Annotated in this window: 29 protein-coding genes; 25 read left to right on the top strand and 4 right to left on the bottom strand. The window is 54.3% G+C overall.

Annotation, left to right across the window (positions count from 1 at the left end; genetic code table 11):
• Window positions 1-5 precede the first annotated feature (5 nt).
• The 4 genes from FMM01_RS10795 to tnpC all read left to right on the top strand — a co-directional run bounded on the left by FMM01_RS10795 (window position 6) and on the right by tnpC (window position 5,361).
• Window positions 6-3,092 (top strand): pectate lyase-like adhesive domain-containing protein, encoded by a 3,087-nt coding sequence (locus tag FMM01_RS10795; protein WP_150392515.1) that lies wholly within the window; start codon window positions 6-8, stop codon window positions 3,090-3,092.
• A gap of 83 nt (window positions 3,093-3,175) precedes the next feature.
• On the top strand, window positions 3,176-3,370 hold the full coding sequence (locus FMM01_RS10790; RefSeq protein WP_150391512.1) for a hypothetical protein: 195 nt from the start codon (window positions 3,176-3,178) through the stop codon (window positions 3,368-3,370).
• Window positions 3,345-3,704, top strand: a complete 360-nt coding sequence (gene tnpB / locus FMM01_RS10785) for an IS66 family insertion sequence element accessory protein TnpB (RefSeq protein ID WP_057824131.1) — start codon at window positions 3,345-3,347, stop codon at window positions 3,702-3,704. The genes FMM01_RS10790 and tnpB overlap by 26 nt, the downstream gene beginning before the upstream one ends.
• Before the next feature lie 100 nt (window positions 3,705-3,804).
• Entirely contained in the window at window positions 3,805-5,361 is a 1,557-nt protein-coding gene (tnpC, locus tag FMM01_RS10780) for an IS66 family transposase (RefSeq protein WP_150391513.1), read from the top strand.
• 177 nt (window positions 5,362-5,538) lie between these two features.
• On the opposite strand, the gene FMM01_RS10775 is transcribed toward tnpC, so the two are convergent.
• Together FMM01_RS10775 and FMM01_RS10770 are read right to left on the bottom strand one after the other, a co-directional pair.
• Entirely contained in the window at window positions 5,539-6,546 is a 1,008-nt protein-coding gene (locus FMM01_RS10775; protein ID WP_150392514.1) for an NAD(P)-dependent oxidoreductase, read from the bottom strand.
• A gap of 152 nt (window positions 6,547-6,698) precedes the next feature.
• The gene (locus FMM01_RS10770) at window positions 6,699-7,760 is read right to left on the bottom strand and encodes an AEC family transporter (protein WP_223849930.1); all 1,062 of its coding nucleotides are present in this window, start codon (window positions 7,758-7,760) and stop codon (window positions 6,699-6,701) included.
• A gap of 322 nt (window positions 7,761-8,082) precedes the next feature.
• Between FMM01_RS10770 and fabZ the strand changes: the two genes are divergently transcribed.
• The 16 genes from fabZ (at window position 8,083) to FMM01_RS10695 (ending at window position 19,404) form a co-directional block, all read left to right on the top strand.
• Entirely contained in the window at window positions 8,083-8,529 is a 447-nt protein-coding gene (gene fabZ, locus FMM01_RS10765) for a 3-hydroxyacyl-ACP dehydratase FabZ (protein WP_027828362.1), read from the top strand.
• 16 nt (window positions 8,530-8,545) lie between these two features.
• Window positions 8,546-9,025, top strand: a complete 480-nt coding sequence (locus tag FMM01_RS10760) for a MarR family winged helix-turn-helix transcriptional regulator (protein WP_051225250.1) — start codon at window positions 8,546-8,548, stop codon at window positions 9,023-9,025.
• Window positions 9,022-9,987, top strand: a complete 966-nt coding sequence (locus tag FMM01_RS10755; protein WP_150392513.1) for a beta-ketoacyl-ACP synthase III — start codon at window positions 9,022-9,024, stop codon at window positions 9,985-9,987. The genes FMM01_RS10760 and FMM01_RS10755 overlap by 4 nt, the downstream gene beginning before the upstream one ends.
• 35 nt (window positions 9,988-10,022) lie before the next feature.
• Complete coding sequence (acpP, locus tag FMM01_RS10750) at window positions 10,023-10,262, top strand: acyl carrier protein (RefSeq protein WP_027828365.1); 240 nt, start codon at window positions 10,023-10,025, stop codon at window positions 10,260-10,262.
• A gap of 3 nt (window positions 10,263-10,265) precedes the next feature.
• On the top strand, window positions 10,266-11,192 hold the full coding sequence (locus tag FMM01_RS10745) for an ACP S-malonyltransferase (protein ID WP_150392512.1): 927 nt from the start codon (window positions 10,266-10,268) through the stop codon (window positions 11,190-11,192).
• Window positions 11,185-11,916 (top strand): 3-oxoacyl-ACP reductase FabG, encoded by a 732-nt coding sequence (gene fabG / locus FMM01_RS10740; protein WP_027828367.1) that lies wholly within the window; start codon window positions 11,185-11,187, stop codon window positions 11,914-11,916. Before FMM01_RS10745 ends, fabG begins: the two co-directional genes overlap by 8 nt.
• 47 nt (window positions 11,917-11,963) lie before the next feature.
• A complete protein-coding gene (locus FMM01_RS16295) occupies window positions 11,964-12,101 on the top strand; it encodes a hypothetical protein (RefSeq protein ID WP_190973499.1) in 138 nt (45 codons plus the stop codon).
• A 68-nt stretch (window positions 12,102-12,169) separates the two neighbouring features.
• Window positions 12,170-13,402 (top strand): beta-ketoacyl-ACP synthase II, encoded by a 1,233-nt coding sequence (gene fabF, locus FMM01_RS10735; RefSeq protein WP_186810182.1) that lies wholly within the window; start codon window positions 12,170-12,172, stop codon window positions 13,400-13,402.
• Window position 13,403: 1 nt separating this feature from the next.
• Window positions 13,404-13,892 carry an acetyl-CoA carboxylase biotin carboxyl carrier protein gene (locus tag FMM01_RS10730; protein WP_150393278.1) on the top strand — a complete coding sequence of 163 codons (489 nt, stop codon included), beginning with the start codon at window positions 13,404-13,406 and terminating at the stop codon, window positions 13,890-13,892.
• Window positions 13,889-14,314: a 3-hydroxyacyl-ACP dehydratase FabZ family protein gene (locus tag FMM01_RS10725; RefSeq protein ID WP_146994477.1), complete on the top strand. Its 426-nt coding sequence runs from the start codon at window positions 13,889-13,891 to the stop codon at window positions 14,312-14,314. Before FMM01_RS10730 ends, FMM01_RS10725 begins: the two co-directional genes overlap by 4 nt.
• Window positions 14,315-14,319: 5 nt before the next feature.
• Window positions 14,320-15,696: an acetyl-CoA carboxylase biotin carboxylase subunit gene (locus FMM01_RS10720; RefSeq protein WP_035440194.1), complete on the top strand. Its 1,377-nt coding sequence runs from the start codon at window positions 14,320-14,322 to the stop codon at window positions 15,694-15,696.
• A complete protein-coding gene (locus FMM01_RS10715; protein WP_027828372.1) occupies window positions 15,683-16,525 on the top strand; it encodes an acetyl-CoA carboxylase carboxyltransferase subunit beta in 843 nt (280 codons plus the stop codon). The genes FMM01_RS10720 and FMM01_RS10715 overlap by 14 nt, the downstream gene beginning before the upstream one ends.
• Window positions 16,522-17,301 carry a carboxyltransferase subunit alpha gene (accA, locus tag FMM01_RS10710; protein WP_027828373.1) on the top strand — a complete coding sequence of 260 codons (780 nt, stop codon included), beginning with the start codon at window positions 16,522-16,524 and terminating at the stop codon, window positions 17,299-17,301. Before FMM01_RS10715 ends, accA begins: the two co-directional genes overlap by 4 nt.
• A gap of 17 nt (window positions 17,302-17,318) precedes the next feature.
• Entirely contained in the window at window positions 17,319-18,077 is a 759-nt protein-coding gene (gene fabI / locus FMM01_RS10705) for an enoyl-ACP reductase FabI (RefSeq protein WP_150392511.1), read from the top strand.
• Window positions 18,078-18,079: 2 nt separating this feature from the next.
• Entirely contained in the window at window positions 18,080-18,856 is a 777-nt protein-coding gene (locus FMM01_RS10700; RefSeq protein ID WP_063516900.1) for a biotin--[acetyl-CoA-carboxylase] ligase, read from the top strand.
• 8 nt (window positions 18,857-18,864) lie between these two features.
• On the top strand, window positions 18,865-19,404 hold the full coding sequence (locus tag FMM01_RS10695) for a biotin transporter BioY (protein ID WP_150392510.1): 540 nt from the start codon (window positions 18,865-18,867) through the stop codon (window positions 19,402-19,404).
• 87 nt (window positions 19,405-19,491) lie between these two features.
• Here the strand turns inward: FMM01_RS10695 and FMM01_RS10690 are convergent, their stop codons facing one another.
• Window positions 19,492-20,400: a 3-hydroxyacyl-CoA dehydrogenase gene (locus tag FMM01_RS10690; protein ID WP_063517025.1), complete on the bottom strand. Its 909-nt coding sequence runs from the start codon at window positions 20,398-20,400 to the stop codon at window positions 19,492-19,494.
• 87 nt (window positions 20,401-20,487) lie between these two features.
• Window positions 20,488-21,120: a sugar O-acetyltransferase gene (locus FMM01_RS10685; protein ID WP_146994483.1), complete on the bottom strand. Its 633-nt coding sequence runs from the start codon at window positions 21,118-21,120 to the stop codon at window positions 20,488-20,490.
• 231 nt (window positions 21,121-21,351) lie between these two features.
• Between FMM01_RS10685 and FMM01_RS10680 the strand changes: the two genes are divergently transcribed.
• Genes FMM01_RS10680 through FMM01_RS10660 form a run of 5 tightly spaced genes read left to right on the top strand, consistent with a single transcriptional unit; the run spans window position 21,352 to window position 26,522 of the window.
• On the top strand, window positions 21,352-22,173 hold the full coding sequence (locus FMM01_RS10680; protein ID WP_150392509.1) for an ABC transporter permease subunit: 822 nt from the start codon (window positions 21,352-21,354) through the stop codon (window positions 22,171-22,173).
• Window positions 22,166-22,858: an ABC transporter ATP-binding protein gene (locus FMM01_RS10675; RefSeq protein ID WP_027828378.1), complete on the top strand. Its 693-nt coding sequence runs from the start codon at window positions 22,166-22,168 to the stop codon at window positions 22,856-22,858. The genes FMM01_RS10680 and FMM01_RS10675 overlap by 8 nt, the downstream gene beginning before the upstream one ends.
• Window positions 22,855-24,075 (top strand): acyltransferase family protein, encoded by a 1,221-nt coding sequence (locus FMM01_RS10670; RefSeq protein WP_150392508.1) that lies wholly within the window; start codon window positions 22,855-22,857, stop codon window positions 24,073-24,075. The genes FMM01_RS10675 and FMM01_RS10670 overlap by 4 nt, the downstream gene beginning before the upstream one ends.
• Entirely contained in the window at window positions 24,032-25,561 is a 1,530-nt protein-coding gene (locus FMM01_RS10665) for an AMP-binding protein (protein WP_150392507.1), read from the top strand. The genes FMM01_RS10670 and FMM01_RS10665 overlap by 44 nt, the downstream gene beginning before the upstream one ends.
• Window positions 25,551-26,522, top strand: a complete 972-nt coding sequence (locus FMM01_RS10660; protein ID WP_150392506.1) for an aliphatic sulfonate ABC transporter substrate-binding protein — start codon at window positions 25,551-25,553, stop codon at window positions 26,520-26,522. Before FMM01_RS10665 ends, FMM01_RS10660 begins: the two co-directional genes overlap by 11 nt.
• The last annotated feature ends 37 nt before the right edge of the window (window positions 26,523-26,559 follow it).

The raw sequence follows: 26,559 nt of genomic DNA, 5'->3' as shown, positions 1-26,559 counted from the left end.
CACTCTTGAAATATCGGGCGCTGCCGATCCAAAACTTGGCGGATGCGAGCGGCCGCTATGCTGATGCAATGACCGATTATGATGATGTGGGCACATATAACACCATTCAAGCCATAAAAGCCGCGGATAATAATGTGCCGACAATTGTGAAAACTGCTGATCAGTTGATTGCCGCGCTCACGAACAAGAATGTCCATTACATTCAACTGGGTGCGAATATTTTAATGAGCGGCAGTGCAGTTTCTGGGTATCAATCGCGGAGTATGCTTTCGGCCACGAGCGGTAATGTTCCCGCCCGTAATTTTGTGATTGACGGTAATCAGGGTCAATATACGTTAGAGGGGAATTATTGGGGAAACGAGGGCCCGGAAATATATCTGAATAACACGTTTCAGGGTACTGTGGCATTCAACAATATTCAACTTTGCGGCACCAGTTACTGGGGACCATTAACTTTGCGGGATCAGAATGGGACTGCGGCGCAAAATACTAAACTCATTTATCGCAACATTGATTATCAAGGATCGCAGTTAACCGCGTCGTATTACGCTAATGTGACTTTTACGGGATACAATACGGTATACTGCCAGAAGAGCTACACTGGACTGGACAGCAGCAACAATTATAGCCGCACCAAAGCAGTCACTGGGTATGCCTATCAAGAAAATATTGAGGTATCGAGTGTTACTTTTGCTAAAAATACTGTATACATCGGATCAAGTGATGGCTCGGGTTGTATTTCTCTTGGTAAATGGATTAACTACAATGGGGCGGCCCTGATTGATCAAAACGCTCAGGTCACTTTATCTAACGCTGGCAATCGCGGGTTCACGGCGTGGACGCAGGGTTTACTGGTTGTTAATGGGACGCTGACGGTATCGCCGTATGCCACTTTAAATGTTAATTTAAACAACAACACGATTTCTGGCACACCATATAATGGTATTACTGTAGATAATTACAACTCAGTCAAGAGCAACTTTGTAATCGCCGATCATGCCGCCGTTAATATTAATTCAGATGGGCCGTATAACTCGTATCAGTCGGGCGGCTCGATTGGTACTGCCAATATTGGCGGTCCATTAAGTATTGGCACCTCGTCCACGGTGAGTGTGGGCCAATTTGCCCAGCTCAACGTATCTGCAATTAACTGTAATACGCCTAATCCAGTGATTGATGGGGCCAATGGATCTAATTTTCTTTTATCCCAATACGCGCGCTTTTCTTTAACGCACACGAGTAATGGCACTGCTGCCAGTAATAAGACTAACGGCTTGCTGTATATGGGGTCGGGGTCAAACTTTCAATTCTCCCGGGCTTTTTCTGTCAATATCGAGGATGACACTACCGCTGCGACTTATGCGGCCAATGGCGGCATTTCACCAGCGCTGGTATATAGTCCGTCCGGCACGCTGAATGTGGACACGCAGAATGTTTATACGTGGAATAAGGGCAACACGAATTGGGGCACAGACAGCAGCTGTTGGAATAATTTAGCCAACTACGATGCGCTGTACCAGAGTATGTTTAAGATGTCATCGGTCTATGCTTCTTCTGGCTGGCGAAGTTCTACTGGCAGTTCAACGGATCAGGGATCGCAAACGGCTTTTTCGGCCTTCAACACGGACAAGCTGCAGCGGGTACAATACACTTATGTAGCCAGTGTCAATATCAATTTGAATGCTTTAACGGATAAATCAACGACAGTGACGGGGACGGTCACTACCTTGGACGGACTCACCGGCGCTGAGAAACCCCTTGCTGGTGCCTACGTACGGGTGAGCGGGCATGTGAATAATAAAAATAGTAATGCCATTTGGACCAACGGCACGACGCCGACCTATACTGCGGCGCAAGTTAATGCAGATCAACCAATTGCGCCAGCGACGATCGTCTCACCAGTTGCGAATAACCCGTCACTGGGCACCCAGTATACGGCCAATTTCAATGCGGTTTCAGGAGCTGATGGCCGATTTACGATCAACACTGCCGGCAATGCGCCCTTAATGGCAAGCAATCCCAGCGATACCGCTAATGCCAGCCCAACAACGAATGGCCGGATTCAGGCCTATGCGTTCAAAAACGGTAATGATAGCAGCACCAACACGCCCGTCACCGATGCCACACCGCCGGTAGTCACGCCGTATGGCAGCAGTGAGGCGCGTTCTGCAGTGGCGGCCGCCAGTGCGCCGCTGAGTGCCGCTAGTTTTATTAAAACGGCAACGGATTTCGTCAGTGCAACGGGCTCCAATATTTGGAATAAGGCGATTACTTATCAGTATGACAACAGTAAAAATGCGGCTGATCTGTGGTCCGCTGCCGGCACTAACAAACCGGTATATATTATTGCTGCGGATGATCAGGGTAATACGACTGAGATACTCAGTTATGTCAATATCTATCAGACGACAAATGCCATTCTTGTTGGCAAACCAACAGTCGTCATGAAACAACTCTCTACGGTGCCCGCGAATTGGCGGCAGTGGTCAATTGATACCAATCAAGTGACGGCTTTTAAGATTTTGGCGAATGGCACGATCACCCAGATTCCGACCAGTCTTATTCAGTCAACTGCCTCGAATGCAATCAACCAGCTGGGACAGCATCAAATACAGTACAGTCTGCCTGCCAGTTATGGGGCACAAGCAGTAACCGGGATGGTAGCTTTTAAGTCCGATACGCTATCCTTGAAGGTTGATGCCAACCCCCTTGATTTTGGCAAGCATGCGTTCAATATTGTTGGTGCACTTTTCCAACCGGTGAACAGTACTTACGCAGTACAAGTTGATGACGATCGAGTGCAGACAAGCCAACCGTGGTCCTTATCAGTTTCAGCGACCCCCTTTGTCAGTCAATCGACTGCTGTCCAAGTCTCCACCGAGCAGCTGAACCTGGGACTAATGGATCAAGCAAACTATTTCAACAGCATTATGGGTACGCCATTTACGGTGGCCAAGGACCAGACAGGGTCGCAGACTTTCGACTTTATCAATGGTCCGCTGGACTTTTGTTTGAATAACGCGACTGGTTCCAGCGGCTTGAACGGTCACTATACGGCGACAATGACGTGGGTCTTAACGGACGGATTATAGGTAAGCGGTCGTTAAACGGGTATATGGTTCGCGCCGTAGCCTCCTTGTATGCTTGAGTCATCAAGTGCACAAGGAGGCTTTTTATGGTTCAAATTAAAGATATTGTGCCGGTTCAAATGACAGATCGGACACCCAGCACTGGTGGGAAGCCCCAGATAGCTGCTCGAATCAAGCTCAAAGATGCCGAAGTGATTTTTTATAATGGTGCTGATCGGAGCACTCGGCACATCGTCTTACAGGAGTTGACTGGTAATGTTCCCCAATATCCAAGAACTTAACATCTACATCATCTGTGGCAAGACTGACCTCCGCAAAGGAATTGACGGTTTAGCTGCCTCACTGCGGGAACTCTATGGTGAGAACGAAGTCCCGTACGACCACTCACTATTCCTATTTTGCGGCAGTCAGCGGGACCGGTTCAAGGCCCTTTACTGGGATCGCAGCGGCTTCGTCCTCTATTACAAGCGGTTCGAGAACGGCCACCTGCAATGGCCCCGCAACCGGTCCGACGTACAACGACTAAGCCATTACCAGTTAAAACGATTGATCACTGGTCTAAGTATTATTGAGAGGCGTACCATTCATGACCGCAGGGTCGGATATACCAATTAAATGTGGAAGAGGATGCCAAATGAAATTTGGTATTACCTCTTCCTTTTTATGATCTATAAATGATATAATCCAATAATCAATAATTCAGGAGGGCCACACATTGGTCGACCCAAAAAATAGCATTGCACTCGCAGATGCCACCCCCGAGCAATTACGGACTATCGTCCAAAATTTACTCCACGAAAACCAACAGATGCAGGAGCAGCTGGCCGTATTGAAACGTGTTCTCTATGGTCGTCGCCGCGAATCCAGCCAAAATTTGCCAGATGGGCAAACCAACCTCTTCAACGAACACGTGCTCACCCAGGAAGAACAAGCAGCGGTCGCCAAGGCGAGTGGCGAAGACGAGCCAGTCAAGAAACGCCCTAAGAAAGTGGTTCACCGAAAATCGATGGACCTGAGTCAATTACCACAAAACACTCGCGACTATACTTTAGACACTGAAGATCAGATTTGCCCAGGATGTGGGAAGATGATGGCCGATATTGGGCGGACAGCCGTACGTAAAGAGGTCGACTTTGTCCCCGTTAAGTTGTTGGCCACCACTGTTTACCAGCACACTTACGTCTGCACTAACGAGCAGTGTTTACAAGACCACGGTAAGGTAATCACCAAGAAAGCAGACGTACCGAAGCCCGTGATCTCCCACAGTATGGCTTCAAATGCGGTCGTGACCGAATCAATCTTGACCAAATTTATCTATAAAGTGCCGGATTACCGGCAAGAAAAGCTCTGGCATAATCGTGGCGCAGATTTTACCCGGCAAGCCCTGTCTGGTTGGCCTATCAAGGCAGCCGAAGAATATCTGCGGCCGCTCTACAATTTGATGCATCAAGAACTGCTGGCCCAGGATATCATTCACGCCGATGAGACGCCCTACCGGGTGCTCGCCATCAAGAAGGCCAAGACCTATTACTGGGTTTACACCTCAGGCAAGTTTGCGGAGCATCAAATTATCCTGTATGACCACGGCGACACCCGCGGGTACGGCGAAGCTGAGCGCTTCCTTAAGGGATATACGAAATACCTGCAGACCGATGGCTATGCTGTGTATCCCCGGTTGCCGGATCTGACCAATGTTTATTGCTGGGCGCACGTCCGGCGGAAGTTCGACGAAGCGGTTACCGGTGGTGATACCGGATTGGCACCCATTGGTCGGCAATACTGTAATGAGATGTTCCACTTGGAACAGGGATGGCGTGGCCTGCCCGCAACTGAGCGACTTGCGCAGCGTAAAGAACACCTCCAGCCGCAGATGGATGCCTTCTTCAAATGGTTGTTTGAATTGGGTGACAGTTACTTACCGAAATCCAAACTTGGTCGCGCAGTTGAATACGCACTGGGCCATGAAGTAGGATTACGGGCGGTTCTCCAAGACGGCCGGTTGGAGTTATCCAATAACCGGGCCGAACGAGCCGTCAAAGAGCTGGTGATGGGCCGCAAAAATTGGCTCTTCTCACAGAGCAAACGCGGCGCCGTAGCGACGGGCATCTTATTAAGTGTGCTCAAAACTGCAGAGATAAATCACCTCGACCTTCGTCAATACTTGAACTATTTGTTTGCGGCATTACCTAATTTGCCGGTGCCCGGGGACTTGACGGTCCTACAGGACTATTTACCCTGGTCACCGAAAGTGCAGGAGATCTGCCACGAATAAATAATTCGAGTACAGCAGTGGCGCAATCCTTATGTTAGAGGGTTGCGCCACTTTTTCATATACGCCCGTTTAACGACCTCTTACGATTATAGGGCACTGAGTGCGCACAGCGACGGCTAAACAAAACAGGCATCGCAACCGTGAAATACGATTGCGATGCCTGTTTGTGCTGCTGGTTTATTTGGCTGTCACTGCATTGGGTACATGCCCAGTCGTTAAGGCTGTATTGAAGTTCTCGTAGCTGACAGAAATCATGCCTTCCAGCGCCGGTTCGGTCAGTGAGCCCATGTGCGGGGTGAACAGCACCTTAGGATATAGGCTGGCCAAGTCGCGCAGAACGGGCAATGGCAAAGTGTCGTTGCCAGCCAGTTTTTTACCGAAGATTTGGCCTTCCGCCAACAGGACATCACTGGCAAACCCGTCTAAGCGGTCGTCTTTCAACGCGGCCAAGACCGCATCATAGTCGACCAGTTCACCCCGGGCAGTGTTGACCAGTACCGCATGGGGTTGCATTTTGCTGATTAGCTCGGCGTTGATCATTTTGTCGTTTTGACCAGGGAAGTAGGGCACGTGCAGAGAAATGATGTCGGCCTTCGCGACCAATTCGTCCAGACTGACGAAATCAACGACCGCCTTAGCCGCATCGGATTGGTAGACGTCATAACCCAAGACGGTCGCGCCCATGCCTTTCCACAGTTGGGCTTCGGTCACGCCAATATGGCCGGTGCCGATGATGCCAATCGTGGAACTATGGGCTTCTTTACTGAAGTAGGTGGGGGTCACACGATAGTCGCCCTGGGCGGTGTTCGCCGTGGCATAGGCTGTATGGCGGAACAGCATCATCCCCAGAGTCAGGGCCAGTTCGGCTACGGAATAGGCGGAATACCCAGGGACACGGGCAACTTTCATATCGTAGCCGGCCGCGGCCTTGAGATCGATATGGTCATAGCCGATGGTTCGGGTGAACACATAGGTAATACCATACTCGTGCATCTTGGCCAAGTTCTGGGCATCTGCCACACAGTTGCCCCGCAGGAGCACCGCGTCGCACCCCTCAATTTCGCCGACATTGTCGTGAGTCAGTAAGGCCGGGATCAGTTTCAAGTCGTAATTGTACTTGTTTAATTTATTGAAGAAAGGCACCTCATAATCGTGTACCCCGAAACAAGCAATCTTAAAAGCCATAGTCGAACTTCCTTTCGTGAACTAGTATTTAAATGGGCCCTGCCGACCAGAAGCTAAGGGATAAGCCAAGATGAGCGCAAAACCTAAAATCGGGTTTTGGCCCGTCTTGGCTTATCCTTACGCTTCTAACTGGTTGGCGACGTCCTCTCTAATTAACCGCCGAACATACCGGCCGCTTTGATCAATTGCAGCACAACGATCCAGAGCGGAATGGCGATGACGGCGCTGAAGGTGGAAATGAAGCTGGCGTTGCTGGTCATCAATGCCCCATGGTCGAAGCCGATAGCATACGCCGCGGCCACTGCTGCCGTGGGAGTGGCCATCATGACGATAATTGTGGCCAAGGCCACGTTGTCCACCGGTAAAATGTGAGTTGCGGTGAGCAGGAACAACAGTACCAGGTTGATCAGCGGTACGATAACGACCTTATTCCAGGAGTAGTACCAGCTGGTCTTGTCGGTCGCTGCTTCCTTGAAGGAAACGGATCCAAGAGTGACCCCGATGGCCAACCAGGCCAGAGGAGAGGCCAAGGCCGCCAAATAAGACAGCGGTTTAAACAGCCAGACGGCGGTTTGGTCAATTCGGTAAAAGGCCACGGTAACCATTTTGCCAGTCGCATCTGCTGCTGGGACAGTGACTTGCGGCGCAGCCGTTTGGAAGAGCCACAGGAATAGGCCTAGGAAGGTGGCGATGACGATGGGGTTCAGCAGCATCGTCTTGATGTTCTTGGCCTCTAGTTTCAGACCGGAGAGCTTGATGTAGGCATAGGAATAAAGGAAAATCCGATAGCCGATGTTGAAGATGGAGCTGTACATCACACCTTTGGCGCCCCAGACAGCCCCGACGATGGGAATACCGAAGAAGGTCGTGGAACCGAACGTGGTCAGAACGGCCAGTACGGATTTCTTATCCTTATCGGACTTAAAATACATGAACGGTGTGACCAGAATCAAGATGACATAGATGATGATGCCCCAAATCAGTACGTTGATCCCCTGCCGCAGGGTATCGGGATCAATGGGCTGCATGAATGAGTTGAAAGCCAGAGCGGGCAGAGCCACGGTGAGTACGACTTTCGAGAGGGTTTTGCCTAGGGAATCAGAAAAGATACCCCGCCGGCGTAAGAAGAAGCCCAACAGAATGATGAAAATCGTCGACGTCACGGCGCTGACAACGTTCATATTCGTCAGTGTATCGGTGAGCGCTTTGAGCATTGTGGTGTCCTCCATAATGTAATTATTTCACTTGCTGAGTTCTATTGTACCATGCTCTGTTATCCACTTCACAGACTTAAATGCAAAATTTTTTTTGGCGGAAAAAGATCCCGTCATACCGGGCAGAAGCTAATAGCAACGGGTGTTATGGTAAAAAAAGTTTGCCGAAAAAGTTTGAACTTCGAACTAATTTGCTGTAGACTCGTTTCAATCAGTTATTACCGTCGCGGATGTCGTGACGGTTAAGTTTTGGCCCGATAGTTTGAACATCAAACTATTTATGTGTTAATCCATTGGGCCGACCAGCGAAAGGAAGAGAACAGTGCACGTACTTGATGCTGCGGAGATCATGCAATTGATCCCCAACCGTTATCCGATCCTGTATATGGATTACGTGGATGAATTGACTCCAGGCGAATCCATTGTGGCCACAAAGAATGTGACCATCAACGAGAACTTTTTCCAAGGCCATTTCCCGGGTAATCCGGTGATGCCCGGGGTACTGCAAATCGAGTCCCTGGCCCAAGCAGCATCGATTCTGATCCTCAAGACCCCGCGCTTCCAAGGCAAGACCGCCTATCTGGGCGCAATCCATCAGGCTAAGTTCCGCCAAGTAGTGCGGCCGGGCGACGTGCTCAAGCTGCATGTGACGATGCTGAAGCAGAAGGATAATATGGGTAAGGTGCAGTGTACCGCCATGGTTGGCGAGAACAAAGCCTGCGAAGCTGAACTGACCTTTATCGTAGAGGAGGCGCAGGCCAAAATATAAGAAATAGGGGATATCGATGATCGACGAGAAGAAGACGTCTGAAGCAGCGCGCAAGCAAGACCAGAACTATATCAACAATGCCTTAGTGGATGTGTATGACAACATCATGCGATTTGAGGAGCAGCAAATTCGGGGCAGCCGTTTCCGGGATATCAATGCCCGGGAGCTGCATATCGTGCACGCCATTGGCTTGCATGACCACAAGACCACCAGTCAGGTGGCCCGGGAATTTCGGATGAGCAAGGGCACGCTCACAGCGCATCTGAACAATTTGGAGCGCAAGGGTTACATTGAGCGGCACCGTAATCCGGATGATCGGCGGGTGATCAATCTTGGCCTGACCAGCAAGGGCCGGCTGCTGTACCGGGTGCATGATGCGTTCCATCGGCGCCTGGTCAACAGCTTCTTGGCTGGGATGGACGATGATGACCGGCAGCTGATCAAACAGGCTTTGATGAATCTAGAAGAATTCTTAGATGAGGCGCAGAAGAAATGACTCCAACCCCAAGCGGTTTTACCATTCTGGCCAGTGCCGGACAGGTTCCGACAAAGGTTGTCACCAATGATGACCTGGCCGCCCGGATGGATACGTCCGATGAGTGGATTCGCCAGCGGACGGGCATTCATACCCGGCATATTGCGGGTGATGATGAGTCCACCAGCACCCTGTGTACCACAGTGGCGCAGCAGCTTTTGCATCAGGCCGGCATTGGCGCCGACCAGCTCAGTTACATTGTTGTGGCGACAATGTCGCCGGATTATGCGACCCCGGCCACCGCGGCCCAGGTCCAAGGGGCCATTGGCGCGGCTAACGCCGTAGCCTTCGATATTTCAGCCGCGTGTTCCGGTTTTGTTTACGGACTGCATCTGATGCAGCGTCTGCTGGCCGGGCCAGACGTACATTACGGTCTGGTGCTGGGCGGGGAAACGTTGAGTCGGTTGGTCGATTGGACTGACCGCAGCACCGCAGTGCTTTTCGGCGACGGGGCCGGCGGCGTTCTGCTCAGTAATCAGGGCTCTGGCCAATATCTAGGCCGTGATCTGCGTACCCTGGGCGACCAGGGGGCGTATCTCACCGCCCGGGCGTTGCATGGTCAGGCACCGAGCGATGCCTTTCTGCACATGAACGGGCGCAAAATCTATACGTTCGCCGTGCGGGCAGTGCCCCGGTCCTTGCAGGCCGCTGTCGACCAGGCCGGGTTAAGCCTGGATCAGGTAGATCATTTTCTCCTGCACCAGGCCAACGCCCGGATCATCACTCAGGTGGCCAAAGAACTGGATCAGCCCCTGGATAAATTTCCGATGAATATTGCGGCAGTGGGCAACACGGCGGCCGCCAGCGAGCCCTTGCTGCTGGCCGAGACCATTGCCGGCGGCCAGATTCAGCGAGGCGAAGTCCTTGCCCTGTGCGGCTTTGGCGGCGGTTTGACTGTCGGGACCGTGGTATTGCGCTACTAAATTTCAACCAAATTAATGAAAGAGGTTTTTATATTATGACAAACGAAGACGTATTGGCAAAGATTACGAGTATTATTGCGGACCAATTGGATAAAGACGCCAGCATCATTACGCCAGCCACAAATTTTAAAGAAGACTTGGACGCCGACAGCTTGGACGTGTTCGAAGTGATCGACAAGATCGAAGACGCGTTCGATATTGAAATCGACAGCGACGAGAGCATTGCCACGGTGGGCGACTTGGTTTCCTACGTGACCAAGCAGTTGGCGGCTTAAGTCATGACCCAACACTGGACAGCATTGTTCAGCGGCCAGGGCCAGCAATTTCCGGGGATGGGGCAGGATCTGTATGCCCAGGAACCGATGTATCGGGAGACCGTGCAGCTGGCTGAGGAAACGACTGGAATCCGGTTGACAGATCCGGCGGTCTGGGACGATCCGGCTCATATTCCGGTGGCCATTGTCACGTTGAGTCTGGGACTGTTCCGGGTGCTGCGGCAGGATATGCCGCTGCCCCAGGGTGCGCTGGGCTTGAGCCTGGGCGAATATAGTGCCTTGGCGGCTAGCGGGATGCTGCCGCTGGCGGCAACCTTCCCGCTGGTGCGGGATCGTGCCAAGTATATGAATGCGGCAGGGGGGGCGAACCCCGGTGTCATGGCCGCTGTGTTACGCAGTAACGCTACCATGGTAGATGAAGCGTGCCAGCAGGCGTTCAGGGTTGGTCCGGTTTATCCGGCGAACTACAATACCCCTGGCCAGACCGTGATCGGCGGAGCTCCCGCTGGCGTGGCCGAGGCCACCCGGCTGCTCAAGGCTCAGGGCATCAAGCGAATCGTACCGTTGAAGATTACAGTGGCCTCCCATACCCCATTCATGGCTCCGGCCAGCGATCAATTGGCTCGGCGACTGACAGATGTGACCTTCCAGGCTGGCCAGTTCCCGGTTTGGAGCAACACCACGGTGACCCCTTTCGCCGTGGATACCGTGCCGGAGGTACTGACCCAGCAGTTGGTTTCGCCGACTCATTTTGGGGCCGATCTGCAAGCCAGCCAAGCCGCTGGGCAGACTCCTGTGGTTGAAATCGGCCCGGGAACCGCGCTAACCAAATTTGCCAGCAAGACCGTGCCGGGTATTGTCGCGTGGCACGTGGATAGCGTTGATACGCTGAATGCATTACGCAAGAATTGGAGTGAGCTGAATGGCTGAAGAACAACCCGTGGCCTTAGTCACCGGCGCCCGCACCGGCATTGGCCGGGCCATCGCTGAACGGTTGCAACAAGACGGTTACCGCGTCGCCCTCAACGTCCACCGGGCGCTGACTGATGACGAACAGGCTGAGCTGGGCCAAACTTTCCAACCACTGACGGTGGTCGTGGGCGATGTCGCTGACGAAACCGCCGCCGAGGCGATGGTCAGTCAAGTCCAAGACCAATTCGGTCGCTTGGATCTGCTGGTGAACAATGCCGGATTGAACCGGGATACGTTGCTCACCCGGATGAAAGCAGCCGACTTTGAGCAAGTCGTCCATACCAACCTGACCGGCGCCTTTCTCATGACGAAATATGCCTTAAAACTAATGCAAAAGCAGCGCGCCGGCAATATTGTCAACATTAGCTCCATCGCCGGCCTGCGCGGTAACATCGGCCAGGCCAATTACGCCGCCAGCAAAGCGGGTATCATCGGCCTGACCAAGACCGCCGCCCGCGAAGGCGCCCTGCGCGGCGTACGCTGCAACGCCGTTGCTCCCGGCATGATCCACACCGCCATGACCGCGGCTATGAGCGAAAAACGTCAAGAAGAGTTTGCCAGCCAAATCCCCCTGAAACGCTTCGGCGACCCCACCGAAATCGCCGATGCGGTCGCCTTCTTGGCCGGTAATGCCTATATCACCGGGCAAGTACTGACCGTGGACGGCGGGCTAACGATTTAGAGTAGCGAGCGAAGAAGGGTGTGTCATCTCTGACGGAGCTAGTGCCAATGCGGAGCAAGCGGAGGCGGATGGGGCTCAGCCATGGAAACAACACGGCGGCTTTGCCGCCGATGTTGTTAGGCGATTTTGAGACTGCGCAGCAGGCTCAAAACGCCGTCATGGCGTTCCAGCCCCATCCGCCGTAGCTTGCGCAGCTTTGGCACGGCGTATCAGAGAACCACCTTTTACGAAAGAAAGGACCAGTGAAAATCTGATGCAACGTGTCGTTGTTACCGGGATGGGGGCTGTCACCCCCGTGGGGAATGATGTCCCTACGTTCTTAGATCATCTCATGGCAGGCCAGATCGGCATTGCCCCGATTACGAAATTCGATGCCAGCGAAACTGGGATCACTATGGCCGGCGAAGTCAAAGACTTCGACGCCACCAAACGGGTGGACCGTAAAACCGCCAAGCGCAACGATCTCTTTTCTGTCTATGCCCTGTACAGTGCCCATGAAGCGATGGCAATGGCTGGGTTGGCCGCGGACAGCGTTGATCCGGAACAGCTCGGTGTCATCTGGGGCTCCGGCATTGGCGGGTTGACTACCATTCAAGATCAAGTGATCAAGATGCACGACAAGGGTCCGCGGCGGGTATCACCGCTGTTTGTGCCCAATTCCATCATTAACATGGCCGCCGGCAATCTGGGGATTGAATTCGATGCCCAAAATACCAGCCAGGCCATCGTGACGGCCTGTGCGTCGGCGACCAACGCCATCGGCAATGCCTACGAGTATCTCAAAGCCGGCAAAGCGGACGTGATCATCACCGGTGGATCGGAAGCGTCCGTGAACGAGATCGGTATCGCCGGCTTCGCGTCACTGACGGCCCTGTCCCGGGCGACAGAAGCGGACCAGGCTTCCTTACCCTTTGATGCCAAGCGCAACGGGTTCGTGCTGGGCGAGGGCGCGGCCGCGCTGGTTTTGGAGACTCTGGATCATGCCCAAGCCCGCGGCGCCAAGATCCTGGCGGAAGTAGTCGGCTACGGGACAACGTCCGATGCGTATCATATGACCGCGCCGGATCCCACCGGGAAGGGCGCCCAGCGGGCTATGGCTCAGGCCATCGCTGAAGCGGGGATTACCCCGGCTGACGTGGATTACGTCAATGCCCATGGCACCGCGACTCAAGCCAACGATAGTGCAGAAGCGCAGGCGATCAACCGGGTCTTTGGCGCAGACAGCAATGTTTTGGTCTCCAGCACCAAGGGCATGACTGGCCACCTGTTGGGCGCAGCCGGGGCTATTGAGGCCGTCGCCTGTGTTGGTGCGATTCAGCGCCAGCAATTGCCGATGAACATCGGCGTCCATGAGCAGGATCCCGAATGCCCGGTGACACTGGTCGACAAGACGAACAATCACCGCCCGGTCCACTACACCATCAGCAACTCTTTCGGTTTTGGCGGCCATAACGCCGTCATCGCCTTCAAGGAAGCGAGTGAGTAGTTTGGAAGAGAAGGATATTGAACGCTTATTGGAGAAATTCGATGCGTCCAGCCTGCAAGAGTTTGAAATGACCCAGGGTGATCTGCACTTGGCCTTTTCGAAACGCGCTCAAGCGGCCACTGTGGTCCAGGAAAGTGTACCAGTGGTCAGCGATGCCGCACCGGCTCCTGCGGCCCCGGCCAGTACGAGTACCAGCACATCGGTTCAACCGGCGGCTGTACCCGCGCCCCAGCCGGACGCGGGCACCCCGGTCCCGGCGCCCCTGGTGGGGGTGGCTTACTTTGCGTCTGCTCCGGATAAGCCGCCATTCAAGCAAATCGGCGATCATGTTGATAAGGGCGAAACAATTTTTGTCATCGAAGCGATGAAAATGATCAACGAAGTGCCCAGTCCGGTCAGCGGAACGCTGGTCAAGCGGCTGATCGATGACGGCACAATGGTGGAGTACGACGAACCAGTCGTGACCATCAAGGAGGACGCGGCTGAATGATACCGAATGTGCAAGATGTGATTCCCCAGCGCTACCCATTTCAACTGATCGATACATTCACAGACGTGCAGCCCGGTCAGGCGGCCACCGCCCGAAAATTGATCACGATCAATGAGTGGTTCTTCGCCGGCCGCCCGGCAAACCACTTGACGATGCCCCGGCCGTTACTGATTGAGGCACTGGCCCAGACCGGCGTTGCCGCCGTGCTCTGTCTGCCGCAATTTGCCGGGGATGACGTTTTGTTCGGCGGTATTCGCGACGCCCAATTCAATGACAGCGTGCGGCCGGGAGATGTCCTGACTTTGCATGTTGTATTGGAAAAGATCAAAAGGCCCTTTGGCCTAGGTCATGGCCAGATTATTCGAGCTGGTGAAGTGGTTGTTGACGCCCAGTTGATTTTAGCGATTACAGGAAAGGAATGACCGGGATGTTTAAGAAGGTACTGGTGGCCAACCGCGGTGAGATTGCCGTACAGATCATTCGCGCCCTCCACGAATTGGGGGTGCAGGCCGTCGCCATCTATTCCAGTGCAGATAAGGATGCCTTATTTGTTCAGTTGGCAGATGAAGCCATCTGTATCGGCGGTCCGCAGCCCGCGGATTCCTATTTGAACATGTCCCAGATCCTCAGTGCTGCCAATCTCACTGGGTGCGAGGCCATCCACCCAGGGTACGGCTTTTTGTCAGAAAACGCAGAGTTTGCCCGGTTATGCGCTGAATGCCATATGACCTTCATTGGCCCGTCGCCCACGGTCATCGACCGGATGGGGGACAAGGCCAATGCCCGGGAAACGATGAAGACCAGCGGCGTACCGGTGATTCCCGGTTCCGAAGGGACGTTGGCCGATGTGGCGACCGCGGTCCAAGTGGCGCAGCATATCGGCTATCCGATTTTGTTGAAGGCAGCCGAGGGTGGTGGCGGTAAAGGTATCCGCACAGTGCAAAGTGCCGCTGAACTGCCGGCCGCCTTTCGTGAAACCCAGCGAGAAGCCCGCCTGAACTATGGCGATGATCGGCTTTATATTGAAAAGCTGATCACCCATGCCAAGCACATTGAGATGCAGGTAATGGCTGACACCCAGGGGCACGTGGTTTACTTACCAGAACGGGACTGCTCGCTCCAGCGCCACCATCAGAAAGTGATGGAAGAAAGTCCCTGCCGGGAAATCACGCCGGCGGAACGCGCTAAGCTGGGGGCCATCGTAGTCCGGGCCTGTCAAAAAATCGGCTATACCAACACCGGCACATTTGAATTCCTGATGGATGCCAGCCACCACTTCTATTTTCTGGAAATGAATACCCGCTTGCAGGTGGAACATACTGTGTCGGAAGAAGTCACCGGGTTGGAACTGATTAAAGCGATGGTTCGGGTGGCAGCTGGCGAGGCCTTGCCGTTCACCCAAGCGGACGCCGCCGTCAAAGGGTATGCTTTGGAGTGCCGCATCAACGCGGAAGACCCGCGTCACGGTTTTCGGCCGTCCCCGGGCACACTGCATAAGCTGTATCTGCCCACCGGTACACTAGGCGTGCGGATCGATACCGGCGTGACCACAGGCAGCGTCGTGCCGCCTTATTACGACGCAATGATTGCCAAACTGATCGTCCATGGCCAGGATCGGGCCACGGTGATCACCAAGATGCAGCGGGTGCTGGGGGAATGCCAGCTGATCGGCATTGCCAGCAACCGAGATTTCTTATTAGCCCTGCTGGCGACGCCGGAATTCCAGGCGGGCACCGGCACCACCGATTTCATTACGACGGCGTTCTTACCGCGTTGGGAGGAGACTGCGGATGTTACAGCCTAAGTTCACACCGCCCACCCCGGCGGAGTTGGCCAAGCGCCGGAGCGCAATTCCGGACCGGTTGACCCAACGCTGCCCGGTTTGCGGCAAGACGTTTTTCCGGTTTCAGGCGGGCCGCTTTATGATCTGTCCGAATTGCGGCTACGCCCTGCGGATCACGGCGCGGAAGCGGGCCAAATTACTGTTTGACCGCTTCGCAGAGACCCACAAAGACATCACGGTGCCGGACCGGTATACCGATCCGGCTTACCGGGAGAAAATTGCTCAGGCCAAGAAGAAAACCAAGCTCAAGGAAAGTGTCTTGACCGGTTGGGCGACGATCAGCGACCAGCATTTCGCGGCGGGCATCATGGATCCGTTCTTCATCATGGGCTCATTGGGCAGCGCCACGGGAGAGAAGATCACCCGGCTGTTTGAAGAAGCCACCGCAGCCAAGGCACCAGTGGTCCTCTTCACCACGTCCGGCGGAGCCCGGATGCAAGAGGGTATCATGTCCCTAATGCAAATGGCGAAAGTCTCAGCGGCGGTTGCGGCGCACAGTGCGGCCGGCCTGTTGTACATCACCGTGTTATGCGATCCCACTACCGGCGGAGTAACGGCGTCCTTTGCCATGCAAGGGGACATCATTCTGGCCGAGCCCCATGCTCTGGTCGGTTTTGCCGGCCGGCGGGTGATTGAGCAGACGATTCACGAATCCTTGCCCAATGACTTTCAGCGGGCGGAGACGGTATTACAGCATGGCTTCATCGACGCCATCGTCCCTCGGGATCAGCAAAAGGACGTGCTGGCGCGCTTGCTGCGCTGGCACCAGCCCCAGGAGGCAGCGGTATGACGACTAATCAGCAGCACGAGGCATATGCAGCAGTTCAAGCGGCCCGCTCGACGGCTAAAATTCAAATCCAGACCCTGATCGATGATCTCATCGCGGATTTCTTCCCCTTGCATGGCGATCGCGCCGGTGGGGACGATCCAGCTGTGATCGGCGGGATCGGTCAATTGGCTGATTTGCCGATCACAGTGGTTGGGATTCAGAAGGGCCGCACGACTCAGGAAAATATCGAACGCCACTTTGGCAGTGCTTTGCCAGAGGGCTACCGCAAATCACTGCGGCTGATGAAGGAAGCGGCCAAGTTCCACCGGCCGGTCCTGGCCTTGATCAATACGCCAGGCGCTTTTCCCGACAAACATTCGGAGGACTTCGGCCAAGGCGAGGCGATTGCCCGCTGTCTTTTAGAAGGCATGCAGCTGCCCACCCCGATTCTCAGCGTGATTGTCGGTGAGGCTGGCAGCGGCGGAGCGTTGGCCTTGGCCTGCGGCGATGATATTTGGATGTTTGAACACAGCACATACTCGATCCTTTCCCCGGAAGGGTACGCCAGCATCATGTGGAAGGACGCGACTCGGGCCCCCGAGGCCGCCGTGAAATTAGGCCTCACGCCTAAAGAACTTTTAGCAGAACACATTGTGGACCGGGTGATCACCGAAGTGACCAATGCCGCGCAGGCCAAGGACTTAGCGACTGCCCTGCATGCCCGGTTCACCGCCCTGATGGCTTTGCCCACCGCCGAATTACTGGCTCGGCGCCAAGCCCGTTATCGAAAATTCTAGAAAGTAGGCAAAAATTAATGGCAGGATTATTGACTGGTAAACAGATCGTCGTCATGGGGGTGGCTAACCCGCGCAGTATCGCCTGGGGCTGTACCCAAGCGATGCACGACCAAGGGGCGACTGTGATTTTGACATACCAAAATGACCGCATCAAAAAGAGTTTGTCCCGGTTTGTCCCTGATGACTACCCGCTGATCGAGTGCGACGTGGCCGATGATCAAAACATTGAAGCAGCCTTCCAAGAAATCGGCGAACGGTTCGGCAAAGTGGATGGCGTGCTGCACGCCATTGCCTATGCCGATCGAGAGACCTTGCAAAACGGTTTGGTGCACACGACTAAAGACGGCTATGATTTGGCCCAAAATGTCAGTGCGTATTCCTTTATTGCCGTGGCCCGCTATGCCCAGACGATCCTGAATGATCCGGCTGGTTTGGTGACATTGACCTACTTTGGTTCTGAACGGGCGATTCCCAATTACAACATGATGGGCGTGGCCAAAGCGGCGCTGGAAAGCGGCATGCGGTACTTAGCTGCCGAATTGGGCGAACAGCACATTCGGGTGAATGCTATTTCGGCGGGGGCCGTGAAGACGCTGGCCGTGACGGGGATCAAACATCATGGCGAACTGTTGAAGCTGTCCCAGGAACGGACTGTGGACGGCGAGAGCGTGACGACGGCAGAAATCGGCAACGTAGCGGCATTCTTGATGTCCGATTTGGCCACCGGCGTGACCGGCGATGTGATCTATGTCGATAAGGGTGTGCATCTCAGCTGAGGATGTCCTTAGATTCGACCGCCATCGCGGCCTGGCAAGCCGGCCCCCGACTGCCGCTTACAGTATTCCGGAAAATACCGTCTACGAATGGGTATGCCAAGACGTACGCTGCCAGCCATGCCGTCACGACAGCGCAAGCATTTTTGGCTGAAGAACAAACGGCCGGGTACGGCAAACGCGGCCGCACTTTTTATTCACCGCCGGCTACCGGCGTATACCTGAGTTTGCTAGTGCCTGCTGCGACGGTGACGCCGCTGGCGCCAGGACTGCTTACCACCGGTACAGCGGTCGCTGTCGTCACGGTGTTGCAGCGCTTCTTTCCAGCGGCCTTGTTTCACGTGAAATGGGTGAACGACATTCTGGTGGCTAATAAAAAATGCGGCGGTATTTTGGTGGAACAAACGCACCAGGCCGTCGTCATCGGGATTGGGTTGAACTTATTCACGCCGCAGTTTCCAGCGGCGATTCAGACCAAGGCGGGGGCGGTGACCGAGCAGCCCGTGGACCGCAACATTGTGATTGCGGGTCTGCTGGATGCCCTGCAGGCACTGTTACCGGATTATCACACGGGCATGTTCTTGCCCGCTTATCGGGCACTGGCCCCCATGTTGGGCCGACCTGTGACCGTCCAAGTTGGCGAAACTGTTCTCGCTGGCATCGCCACAGCAATCGATACTGCCGGGGCATTGGTGGTGACTGCTGCTGACGGTCAGCAGCATGTACTGACGGCTGGTGAAGTGACCAAGGTCACACTGCCGGCAAATGATTATAAGGGGTGACATTCCACGTGAAACATAAGGATATTGCTATTATCAGTCTGTTTATTGCATTATTGATCGCATTAAGCTTCATTCCGCCGTTACCGGTGGGATTTCTACCCGTGCCGATCGTCTTGCAGAATTTGGGCGTACTCTTGGCGGCGGCGCTGTTAGGCCCTAAGCGGGGCACGATCGTAGTCGCCCTGTTCTTCTTGCTCGTCTTGGTTGGATTGCCCGTGCTGTCCAGCCGCAGTGCTGGCATCGCCGTTTTCTATGGGCCCAGCGGCGGCTTCCTATGGGGCTGGCTGTTAGCACCAGCAATTTATGGTCTGGGCGACCGACTGTTGGGCACGCATCACGGGCTTTGGCAGCGGGGAATTCTGCTCTGGCTGAGTGGTGCCGTGCTGGTGGATGGCTTGGGTGCTCTGTGGCTCAGCATTGGCCTGCACATGCCGTTGACCAGTGCCTTGATGGCCAGTCTGATTTTCATTCCTGGCGACACGCTCAAGACTGTGTTGGCCACTTTGGTAGCCGAACGCGTCCAGCACGCGTTACCGGTGCACGACTAAAACGGGTTTCGGCGGCCATTTCTGGTCGTCAAAACCCTCTGATAAAAAGAGAACTGCCGATTTTTCGGTCAGTTCTCTTTTTTTGCATTAGGCTAACGTTGTGGTTCGGCCTTCGCCGGTTAAAAAGCCGGATTGCATATATTCGGGATTCGGGTAGTGATAGAAGCCCTGGCCGCTTTCCATCCCCAGATACCCGCGGTTGATTCGGTCCTTGATCTTCGCCGCTACAGCGATGGATACGGGATCGGTTTGTTGGGAGAAGATTTCATATGAGGTCCGCAGTCCAACAACATCGATGACCGCAAATGGCCCGCGGGGAGCACCGGTAGCCAGCATCCAAACGCGATCAATGGTGTGGGCATCGGCTACGTCGGTTCCCCAGAGTTTATACGCTGCGTTCAGGAAAGGCACCAGCAGCGAGTTCAAAATGTATCCCGGCTGTTCCTTGTGCAGAATCACCGGAATCATGCCGATTTCCCGGCTGAAATCGAAGAGGGCATTGACGACACCCATGTCGGTGCCCGGGTGGCCCATAATTTCCACGGTATTGCGCAGCCAGATGGTATTGGCAAAATGCAGGGCCAAGTATTTATCCGGCCGGCCGGTATCGGCCGCAAACGTGGAGGGCAGGAACGTGGAAGAGTTGGTCGCAATTAAGGCTTTTTCTGGCAATAACGGGGCGAGTTGCTGATAAAATGCCTTCTTGATTTTAGGCACTTCTGGAATCGATTCGATCACTAAGTCCACATCCGCCGCGGCGGCGGGCATGTCTTTCGTTAATTGGATCCGGCTCTCCGCCTGATCTGTCATTTCCGGGGTCGCCCGCAGGTCGAATTGGTAGGACGGAGATAATTTTTCGATCCGTTCCCGCGCCTGCATCAAGGCCTCATCACTGATGTCGTAGAGAATGACGTCTTTGCCGTGGAAGGCTGCCTGGTAGGCAATTTGGCTGCCCAGCGTCCCGCCGCCAGCCACCATGATTTTTTTAAGAGTCATGAAAACACCCACTTTCTAAATAATTAAAAGCGCTTACATAACTCTATTATAACTCTTGTGCAGTAATTGGCAATACAAGAAAGACGGTTATTTACGGCCGCTGAGCGGCGTAATTTCGGCCCACTTGATTTGCTTATCCCGCCAGTAATAGTCCCGGTCATGCTGGTTGATCGGGCGGTGTACTTGACACGGGTTGCCAAAGGCGATGACGTTAGCCGGGATATCGTGGGTGACCACACTGCCGGCCCCGATGACCGAGTTATCGCCGATCGTCACCCCAGGCAAAACGATGACCCCGGCCCCCAGCCAGCAGTTGGCCCCAATCTTGACCGGCATGTTGTACTGGTAGGCTTTCTCCCGCAATTCCGGCAGGATCGGGTGGCCCGCTGTGGCCAGGGTGACGTTGGGACCGAGCATGGTGTGGCTGCCCACATCGATGCGGGTGTCGTCCACCAAAGTCAAATTGAAGTTGGCATAGACATCATGGCCAAAATGGGCGAAATGGCCGGCCCAATTGGCGTGCAGCGGCGGTTCAATGTAGCAATTATCGCCGATTTCCGCGAACATATCGTGGAGCAGGACCGCCCGCCGGGCCATCTCTGTCGGCCGGGTTTGGTTGAAGTCGTACAGTTTATCCAGTGCTTTGAATTGTTCTTGCATGATGGCGTCGCCGTTAGGCAGGTATAAATCGCCAGAGTGCATTTTTTCTTGTTCAGACATTTGGGTCATGGCAGGTCCGCCTTTCTTTGAATCCGGTATCATCAGTGTAGCACAAGTCGGTTTGTGACTATTCAATGACCAAAGTTTGAAACGTTAGTGACCTAGACCAGTTTTAAGCCCCGGTTAAGGTTGGCTGATTATGCTCGATCTATTCACTTAGTTAGACCTGGCGCCGATGTCGCGTTCGCTCCTGGCGAACGAGGGACGCACACTTTCAAGGAGATGGATCGCATGGATAATGTCACCACGATTGCCACGCCAGAGGCGGCCCGCCGCCATTGGCGGCTCCCAATGGCCCAATTGCTGCCCTGGCTGCTGCCGGTCACGTTCCTCGCCCTGTGGCAGCTCAGCGTCAGCAGCGGCCTGATCACCAGCAGTTTGGTCCCGTCGCCCTGGGCGGTTTTCCAAGACGGAGTAGACCTGTGGCAAGCGGGTACGTTGCCGACCAATATCAGTATCAGCTTGTACCGGGCCACGGTGGGCTTCGTCATTGGCGGCGGGCTCGGCTTCCTGCTCGGGCTGCTCAATGGCTTATCTAAGCGCAGCCGGGCACTGCTGGATACACCGCTGCAAATGCTGCGCAACATTCCTCATTTATCGCTGATTCCTGTCGTTATCATTCTGCTGGGCATTGGTGAAACGGCCAAGATTTCACTAGTTGCTATCGGCGTTTTATTTCCGATTTACATTAATACTTATCACGGTATCGCCAACAGCGATTCGGAATTGCTGGAGATGGGCCGCAGTTACGGTCTATCGAAATGGCAGCTGTTTAGTAAGATTATTTTCCCCGGCGCCTTGCCGACCATCCTGATGGGAGTCCGCTACGGACTGGGGATCATGTGGACCACGCTGATTGTCGCTGAAACCATGTCTTCCAATTCCGGCATCGGCTATATGGCGACCAACGCGCAGGAATTCATGGATATGAAGACCGTCCTGCTCTGTATCGTACTCTATGCGCTGCTGGGCAAGCTGTCTGACCTGATTGCCAAGGGACTGGAGAGTACTTTTCTCGCTTGGCGGACGAAAGGAGTGACCATTAATGACTGAGCCGTTAGTCACTTTACAGAATTTAGAGAAGCGCTACGGACATCGCATGGCGATTCACGACGTAAGCCTGCAGCTGTACCCCGGCGAAGCGGTTGCTCTGGTCGGGATGAGCGGCGGCGGGAAGAGCACAATTATGCGCCTGATCGCCGGGTTAGAAAAGCCGACGGGCGGCCGCTTGACTTACCAAGATCCGGCCCCCGTGATGCGGGTGATGTACCAAGATGATCGGCTGCTGCCGTGGCTCACGGTGCAGGACAATGTCGGTTTCGGCCAGCACGGACAATGGGTCACGGACCTATTGGCGGCGGTAGGGTTGAGCGAAGCCGCTGAGCAGTACCCCGCCCAACTCTCCGGCGGCCAGCGGCAGCGGCTCGCTTTAGCCCGGGCATTACTGGCCAAGCCGCAGCTGCTGCTATTGGATGAACCCCTGGGCGCCTTGGATGCTTTGACCCGGCGTAAAATGCAGGATCTGATCATGCGCATCTGTGCGGAGCGGCACCTATCATCGCTGCTCATTACCCATGATGTCCAAGAGGCGGCCCGGATGGCCGATTGGATCATTGTTGTCAAAGACGGTACGAACGTCTATCAAACCGCTGGCGCCAAAGGTCAAGAGGCAGCGACCGTGGCGAAAGTCGGCGAAGATGTGTTACGAGTGATTTTGGATGAGCAGGTGAGGGCATGACCGAGACGCCAGCACCAGCCAAAAAAGGCCACCGGCCCTACCTCCATGAAGTCGATCTGATGCGGGTGATCTTCATCGGCGGCGTCCTGCTCAATCATACGACCACCGCCTTTCAAACAAATATGAGCAGTACCAGCGGCCAACGTTTAGGGCTGCTGGCTACCCACCTGATGATCCACTTCACGCGCATGGGCTTCATGTTCATGACCGGTCTGGTCTTGGCGCTGGCCTATTTTTCAAAGGACATTCATTGGCCGGTGTTTTATCTGAAACGGTTTAAAACGGTCACTGTTCCGTACGTTTTATGGAATACCATCTTGCTGGTCGGGGCTACCGCTCTGGGTGTGGGTGCTTTTACTTGGGCGGCATTTGGCAGCACCTACCTGTCTGCCCTGCTTCATGGTGACCAATTCTATCTGTATTACCTCATGGTGACGATGCAGCTGTATCTGGCGTTTCCGCTGCTCCGTCTGTTATTCAAGAAAACGGCCCATCACGGGCGCATTCTCCTAATTAGTTTCGTGGCCCAATTGGCCATTGTCAGTTTTATTAAATATGGTTTACCCACCATTAACACCAGCAATTGGCTTTGGTGGTTCAAAGCTTATGGTGTAAATGTCGTTACCTATCAATTTTACTTTATCGCTGGTACCTATACGATGCTGCATTATCAGCAAATCGTTGACTTTATTGATCAGCATATCAGGGTCATTGCCAGTCTAACCGCTGCACTATCAATCGGCACGATTGGCTTGTACGCCTTCAACCGGCTGGTACTGGGCTTGGATCACACCGCGGCGGTATCACCGCACCAGCCGTACATGGTTGTCTATGATGGCTTGATGATCATGACCGTGTTCTGGCTCGGTCGGCGGTACGCCCAGTGGCGGCAAACGACCCAGCACCGCGGATTGGATCAGCTGATTCAAAACAGTGCGAAGGTATCTTTCGGCATTTATCTCTGCCAAACCATCGCTGTCAGCTTGCTCAGCGGGATCCTCGGCCAGCTGCATTTAAGTGACACAGCACTGCTGCTTCTGCTGCCCCTGGGGTATGCTTTTGTTCTTGGTTTATCATTTCTCATTGCCTGGTTCTGTTATCGCGTGCCACCGTTCGGCTGGCTGATTGGCCGGCCGCAGCCCTGGCACGCTGGGAAGAAAGGAGTTCTTCACTATGAGCACACTCACCGATCGTCTGTCTCTGCAACTGATCAATAATCGTCAATATCCCATCGTGCGGGATGAAGGCCTGGCGGAATGGTTCACCGGCCGGGAATTAGAAGAGGACGTGGCCCGGTTAAAGGATGTCTTCACTGCCCATGACATCGGTCATGGTGATGTGGTTCTAGTCTGCCTGCCCAACAGTGCCGTGCACCTGGTGATCAACCAGGCGCTTTGGGAACTTGGGGCGGTGGTCCAGCCGATTTCGGCGACTACACCAGGGCCGCAGATCCTGGCCATTCGCGCGGAATATCACTACCCGGCGTTCATCGCGGATCCGGATCATTTGGCGGTTTTACCAGTGGGATGGACCGATACTCCGGTGGCCTTGCATACCCAAGCACCGCTGTTTCTGTACACAAAAGCTGAATGGGCGACAGATAAAGCGGCTGTCAAGCCCCAGGTCGCCGGTGAAGACGACTTGGGCATGATCCTGCAAACCTCCGGAACCACCGGCAAACCTAAGCGGGTGGGGGTCACTCACCGCCAAATGCTGAACGCCGCTAATCACGACATTGCCAGCCATCAGTTGAGCGAAATGGATACCACTTTGATCGTGATGCCGATGTTTCACGTCAATGCCCAGTTGATTTCGGTCCTGTCCACCCGCCTGTCCGGCGGCAAAATCGTCATCGCCCCAAAGTTCAGTGCCCATTTATTCTGGCAGCAAGTCAGGGACAGTCACGTCACTTGGACGTCCGTAGTCCCGACAATCATCAGTATTTTGTTGTTGAATGCGGGCGCCAATGCCGCCTATTCCCCGGACTTGCGCCTGCGCTTTGTCCGCTGCTCCTCCTTTGCCTTGCCGGAAGACAAGCTGCGCGCTTTCCAACGGCGCTACCATACCCAAGTGATCGAAGGCTATGGAATGACGGAATCTGTCAGTCAGTGCACCGTCAATCCGTTTAATGCGCCAAAGGTCGGCTCCGCCGGCAAGCCCTATGCCACTGACTTACGGATTTTGCCAGTGGACCAGAAGCCGACCACGAAACCCCGCGTACTCGGTGAAATCATCGTCCGCGGCGATCACGTGATCACGGACTATCTGGACCACAATCCAGATGCTTTCTGGAACGGCTGGTTTCGCACCGGTGATTTGGGCTATCTGGACGAAGATGGCTACCTTTACGTGCAAGGCCGGACCAAGGAGATCATCAGTCATGGGGGCGAAAAAGTGGCTCCGGCCGAGGTCGAAAATATCCTAAGTGAGTTGAATTTCGTTGCCCAAGTGGCTGTGATCGGGCTGCCGGACCCGCTGTATGGGGAAAATGTTACTGCCGTCGTAGTCAGCACCACACCTGGGCAGCATGAACAGGAACAGACCCAGACACTGGCCCATTTTGCCCATGCTCATTTGGCAAAATATGAGCGGCCCACCACGATCATCTTTCGTGACACGCTCCCCCGGAATGCCACCGGCAAAGTATTGCGGCCGCAATTAACGAAGGAGCTCAGCCGGAACGGGATCGCCCATGAAGCATAAACGAATCCGTCTCGCCCTCTTGCTGATTGGCCTGCTGGCTTGGTTGTCTGTCGCTTTCTATGGCTACCGGCAAGTTCACGCCGACAGCAGCAGTTCTTTAACCACTGTGACGATTGGCTACCAAAAGGGTGATCCAGTCGATATTTCCCGCCAACGCGGTGAATTGGTCAAGAAAATGAAAGCCAAGGGTTACAAAGTGGTCTTCAAGGAATTCCAAAACGGTGCAGCGCTGATGACGGCACTGAAAGCCGGCAGTATTGACTACGCCCGGGCTGGCGATACACCGCCGGTCACCGCCCAGGCGACTGGCACTCAGATCGCCTATATTGCCGCTGGTGCTACCAAGGAATATGGTACGGGTATTCTGGTCGGCAAGAATTCTGGAATTACCACGCTGAGTCAACTGAAAGGCAAGAAAATTGCCTATACGTCTGGCACAGCAGCACAAAGTTTGATCATTAAGGCCTTGAAGAAGGCCGGTTTAACCACTAGCAATGTCACTCTGGTAGACATGAGCCAAAGTGCTGCGAGTGTGGCTTTCGCCAAGGGACAGGTGGATGCCTGGGTCACTTGGGATCCTTATACCGCCACTGCCCAGGTGCAAAACAATGCCGTACTGCTGACGAACGGGACGGGCTTAACCAAGAATCGGGACTTCCTCATCTCGACCCAAACTTATGCCGCCAGTCATACTACCGTCAGCAAGTACCTGGTCAGCTGCCTTAGTGATGATATGACCTGGGCCCAGAGCCACAAGAGCGCGCTGGTGACTATGCTCAGCAAAACCTTGGGTCTGTCCAAGACGATCGTTGAAAAAACCGTGAATCGCCGCACCTTCTCCATGCAGGCGTTAACGAATACCAGCAGTATCGTCCAGGAACAGCAAGCAATTGCGGATTTACTTTATACAGAAGGAGTGATCAAGACGAAAGTGACAGTCAAATCGGCGTTTCTAACTTGAGGGAGCAGAAACGTCGCGGGAGACCCAATCAGCACCT

The sequence above is a fragment of the Schleiferilactobacillus harbinensis genome, from assembly GCF_008694105.1.
GTDB classification, from domain to species: domain Bacteria; phylum Bacillota; class Bacilli; order Lactobacillales; family Lactobacillaceae; genus Schleiferilactobacillus; species Schleiferilactobacillus harbinensis.
Note: the sequence above shows the minus strand (reverse complement) of the source record. Positions and strands in the feature narration are given on the sequence as shown.

Coding starts and splice junctions, on each gene's coding strand:
- FMM01_RS10700 (WP_063516900.1), top strand. CDS start 18,080: ATGTCCTTAGATTCGACCGCCATCGCGGCCTGGCAAGCCGGCCCCCGA.
- FMM01_RS10675 (WP_027828378.1), top strand. CDS start 22,166: ATGACTGAGCCGTTAGTCACTTTACAGAATTTAGAGAAGCGCTACGGA.
- fabF (WP_186810182.1), top strand. CDS start 12,170: ATGCAACGTGTCGTTGTTACCGGGATGGGGGCTGTCACCCCCGTGGGG.
- FMM01_RS10665 (WP_150392507.1), top strand. CDS start 24,032: ATGAGCACACTCACCGATCGTCTGTCTCTGCAACTGATCAATAATCGT.
- FMM01_RS10715 (WP_027828372.1), top strand. CDS start 15,683: ATGTTACAGCCTAAGTTCACACCGCCCACCCCGGCGGAGTTGGCCAAG.
- FMM01_RS10685 (WP_146994483.1), bottom strand. CDS start 21,120: ATGTCTGAACAAGAAAAAATGCACTCTGGCGATTTATACCTGCCTAAC.
- fabG (WP_027828367.1), top strand. CDS start 11,185: ATGGCTGAAGAACAACCCGTGGCCTTAGTCACCGGCGCCCGCACCGGC.
- accA (WP_027828373.1), top strand. CDS start 16,522: ATGACGACTAATCAGCAGCACGAGGCATATGCAGCAGTTCAAGCGGCC.
- FMM01_RS10725 (WP_146994477.1), top strand. CDS start 13,889: ATGATACCGAATGTGCAAGATGTGATTCCCCAGCGCTACCCATTTCAA.
- fabI (WP_150392511.1), top strand. CDS start 17,319: ATGGCAGGATTATTGACTGGTAAACAGATCGTCGTCATGGGGGTGGCT.
- FMM01_RS10720 (WP_035440194.1), top strand. CDS start 14,320: ATGTTTAAGAAGGTACTGGTGGCCAACCGCGGTGAGATTGCCGTACAG.
- acpP (WP_027828365.1), top strand. CDS start 10,023: ATGACAAACGAAGACGTATTGGCAAAGATTACGAGTATTATTGCGGAC.
- FMM01_RS10770 (WP_223849930.1), bottom strand. CDS start 7,760: ATGCTCAAAGCGCTCACCGATACACTGACGAATATGAACGTTGTCAGC.
- FMM01_RS10760 (WP_051225250.1), top strand. CDS start 8,546: ATGATCGACGAGAAGAAGACGTCTGAAGCAGCGCGCAAGCAAGACCAG.
- FMM01_RS10745 (WP_150392512.1), top strand. CDS start 10,266: ATGACCCAACACTGGACAGCATTGTTCAGCGGCCAGGGCCAGCAATTT.
- FMM01_RS10790 (WP_150391512.1), top strand. CDS start 3,176: ATGGTTCAAATTAAAGATATTGTGCCGGTTCAAATGACAGATCGGACA.
- FMM01_RS10660 (WP_150392506.1), top strand. CDS start 25,551: ATGAAGCATAAACGAATCCGTCTCGCCCTCTTGCTGATTGGCCTGCTG.
- FMM01_RS10775 (WP_150392514.1), bottom strand. CDS start 6,546: ATGGCTTTTAAGATTGCTTGTTTCGGGGTACACGATTATGAGGTGCCT.
- FMM01_RS16295 (WP_190973499.1), top strand. CDS start 11,964: ATGCGGAGCAAGCGGAGGCGGATGGGGCTCAGCCATGGAAACAACACG.
- FMM01_RS10690 (WP_063517025.1), bottom strand. CDS start 20,400: ATGACTCTTAAAAAAATCATGGTGGCTGGCGGCGGGACGCTGGGCAGC.
- FMM01_RS10670 (WP_150392508.1), top strand. CDS start 22,855: ATGACCGAGACGCCAGCACCAGCCAAAAAAGGCCACCGGCCCTACCTC.
- FMM01_RS10680 (WP_150392509.1), top strand. CDS start 21,352: ATGGATAATGTCACCACGATTGCCACGCCAGAGGCGGCCCGCCGCCAT.
- FMM01_RS10755 (WP_150392513.1), top strand. CDS start 9,022: ATGACTCCAACCCCAAGCGGTTTTACCATTCTGGCCAGTGCCGGACAG.
- tnpB (WP_057824131.1), top strand. CDS start 3,345: ATGTTCCCCAATATCCAAGAACTTAACATCTACATCATCTGTGGCAAG.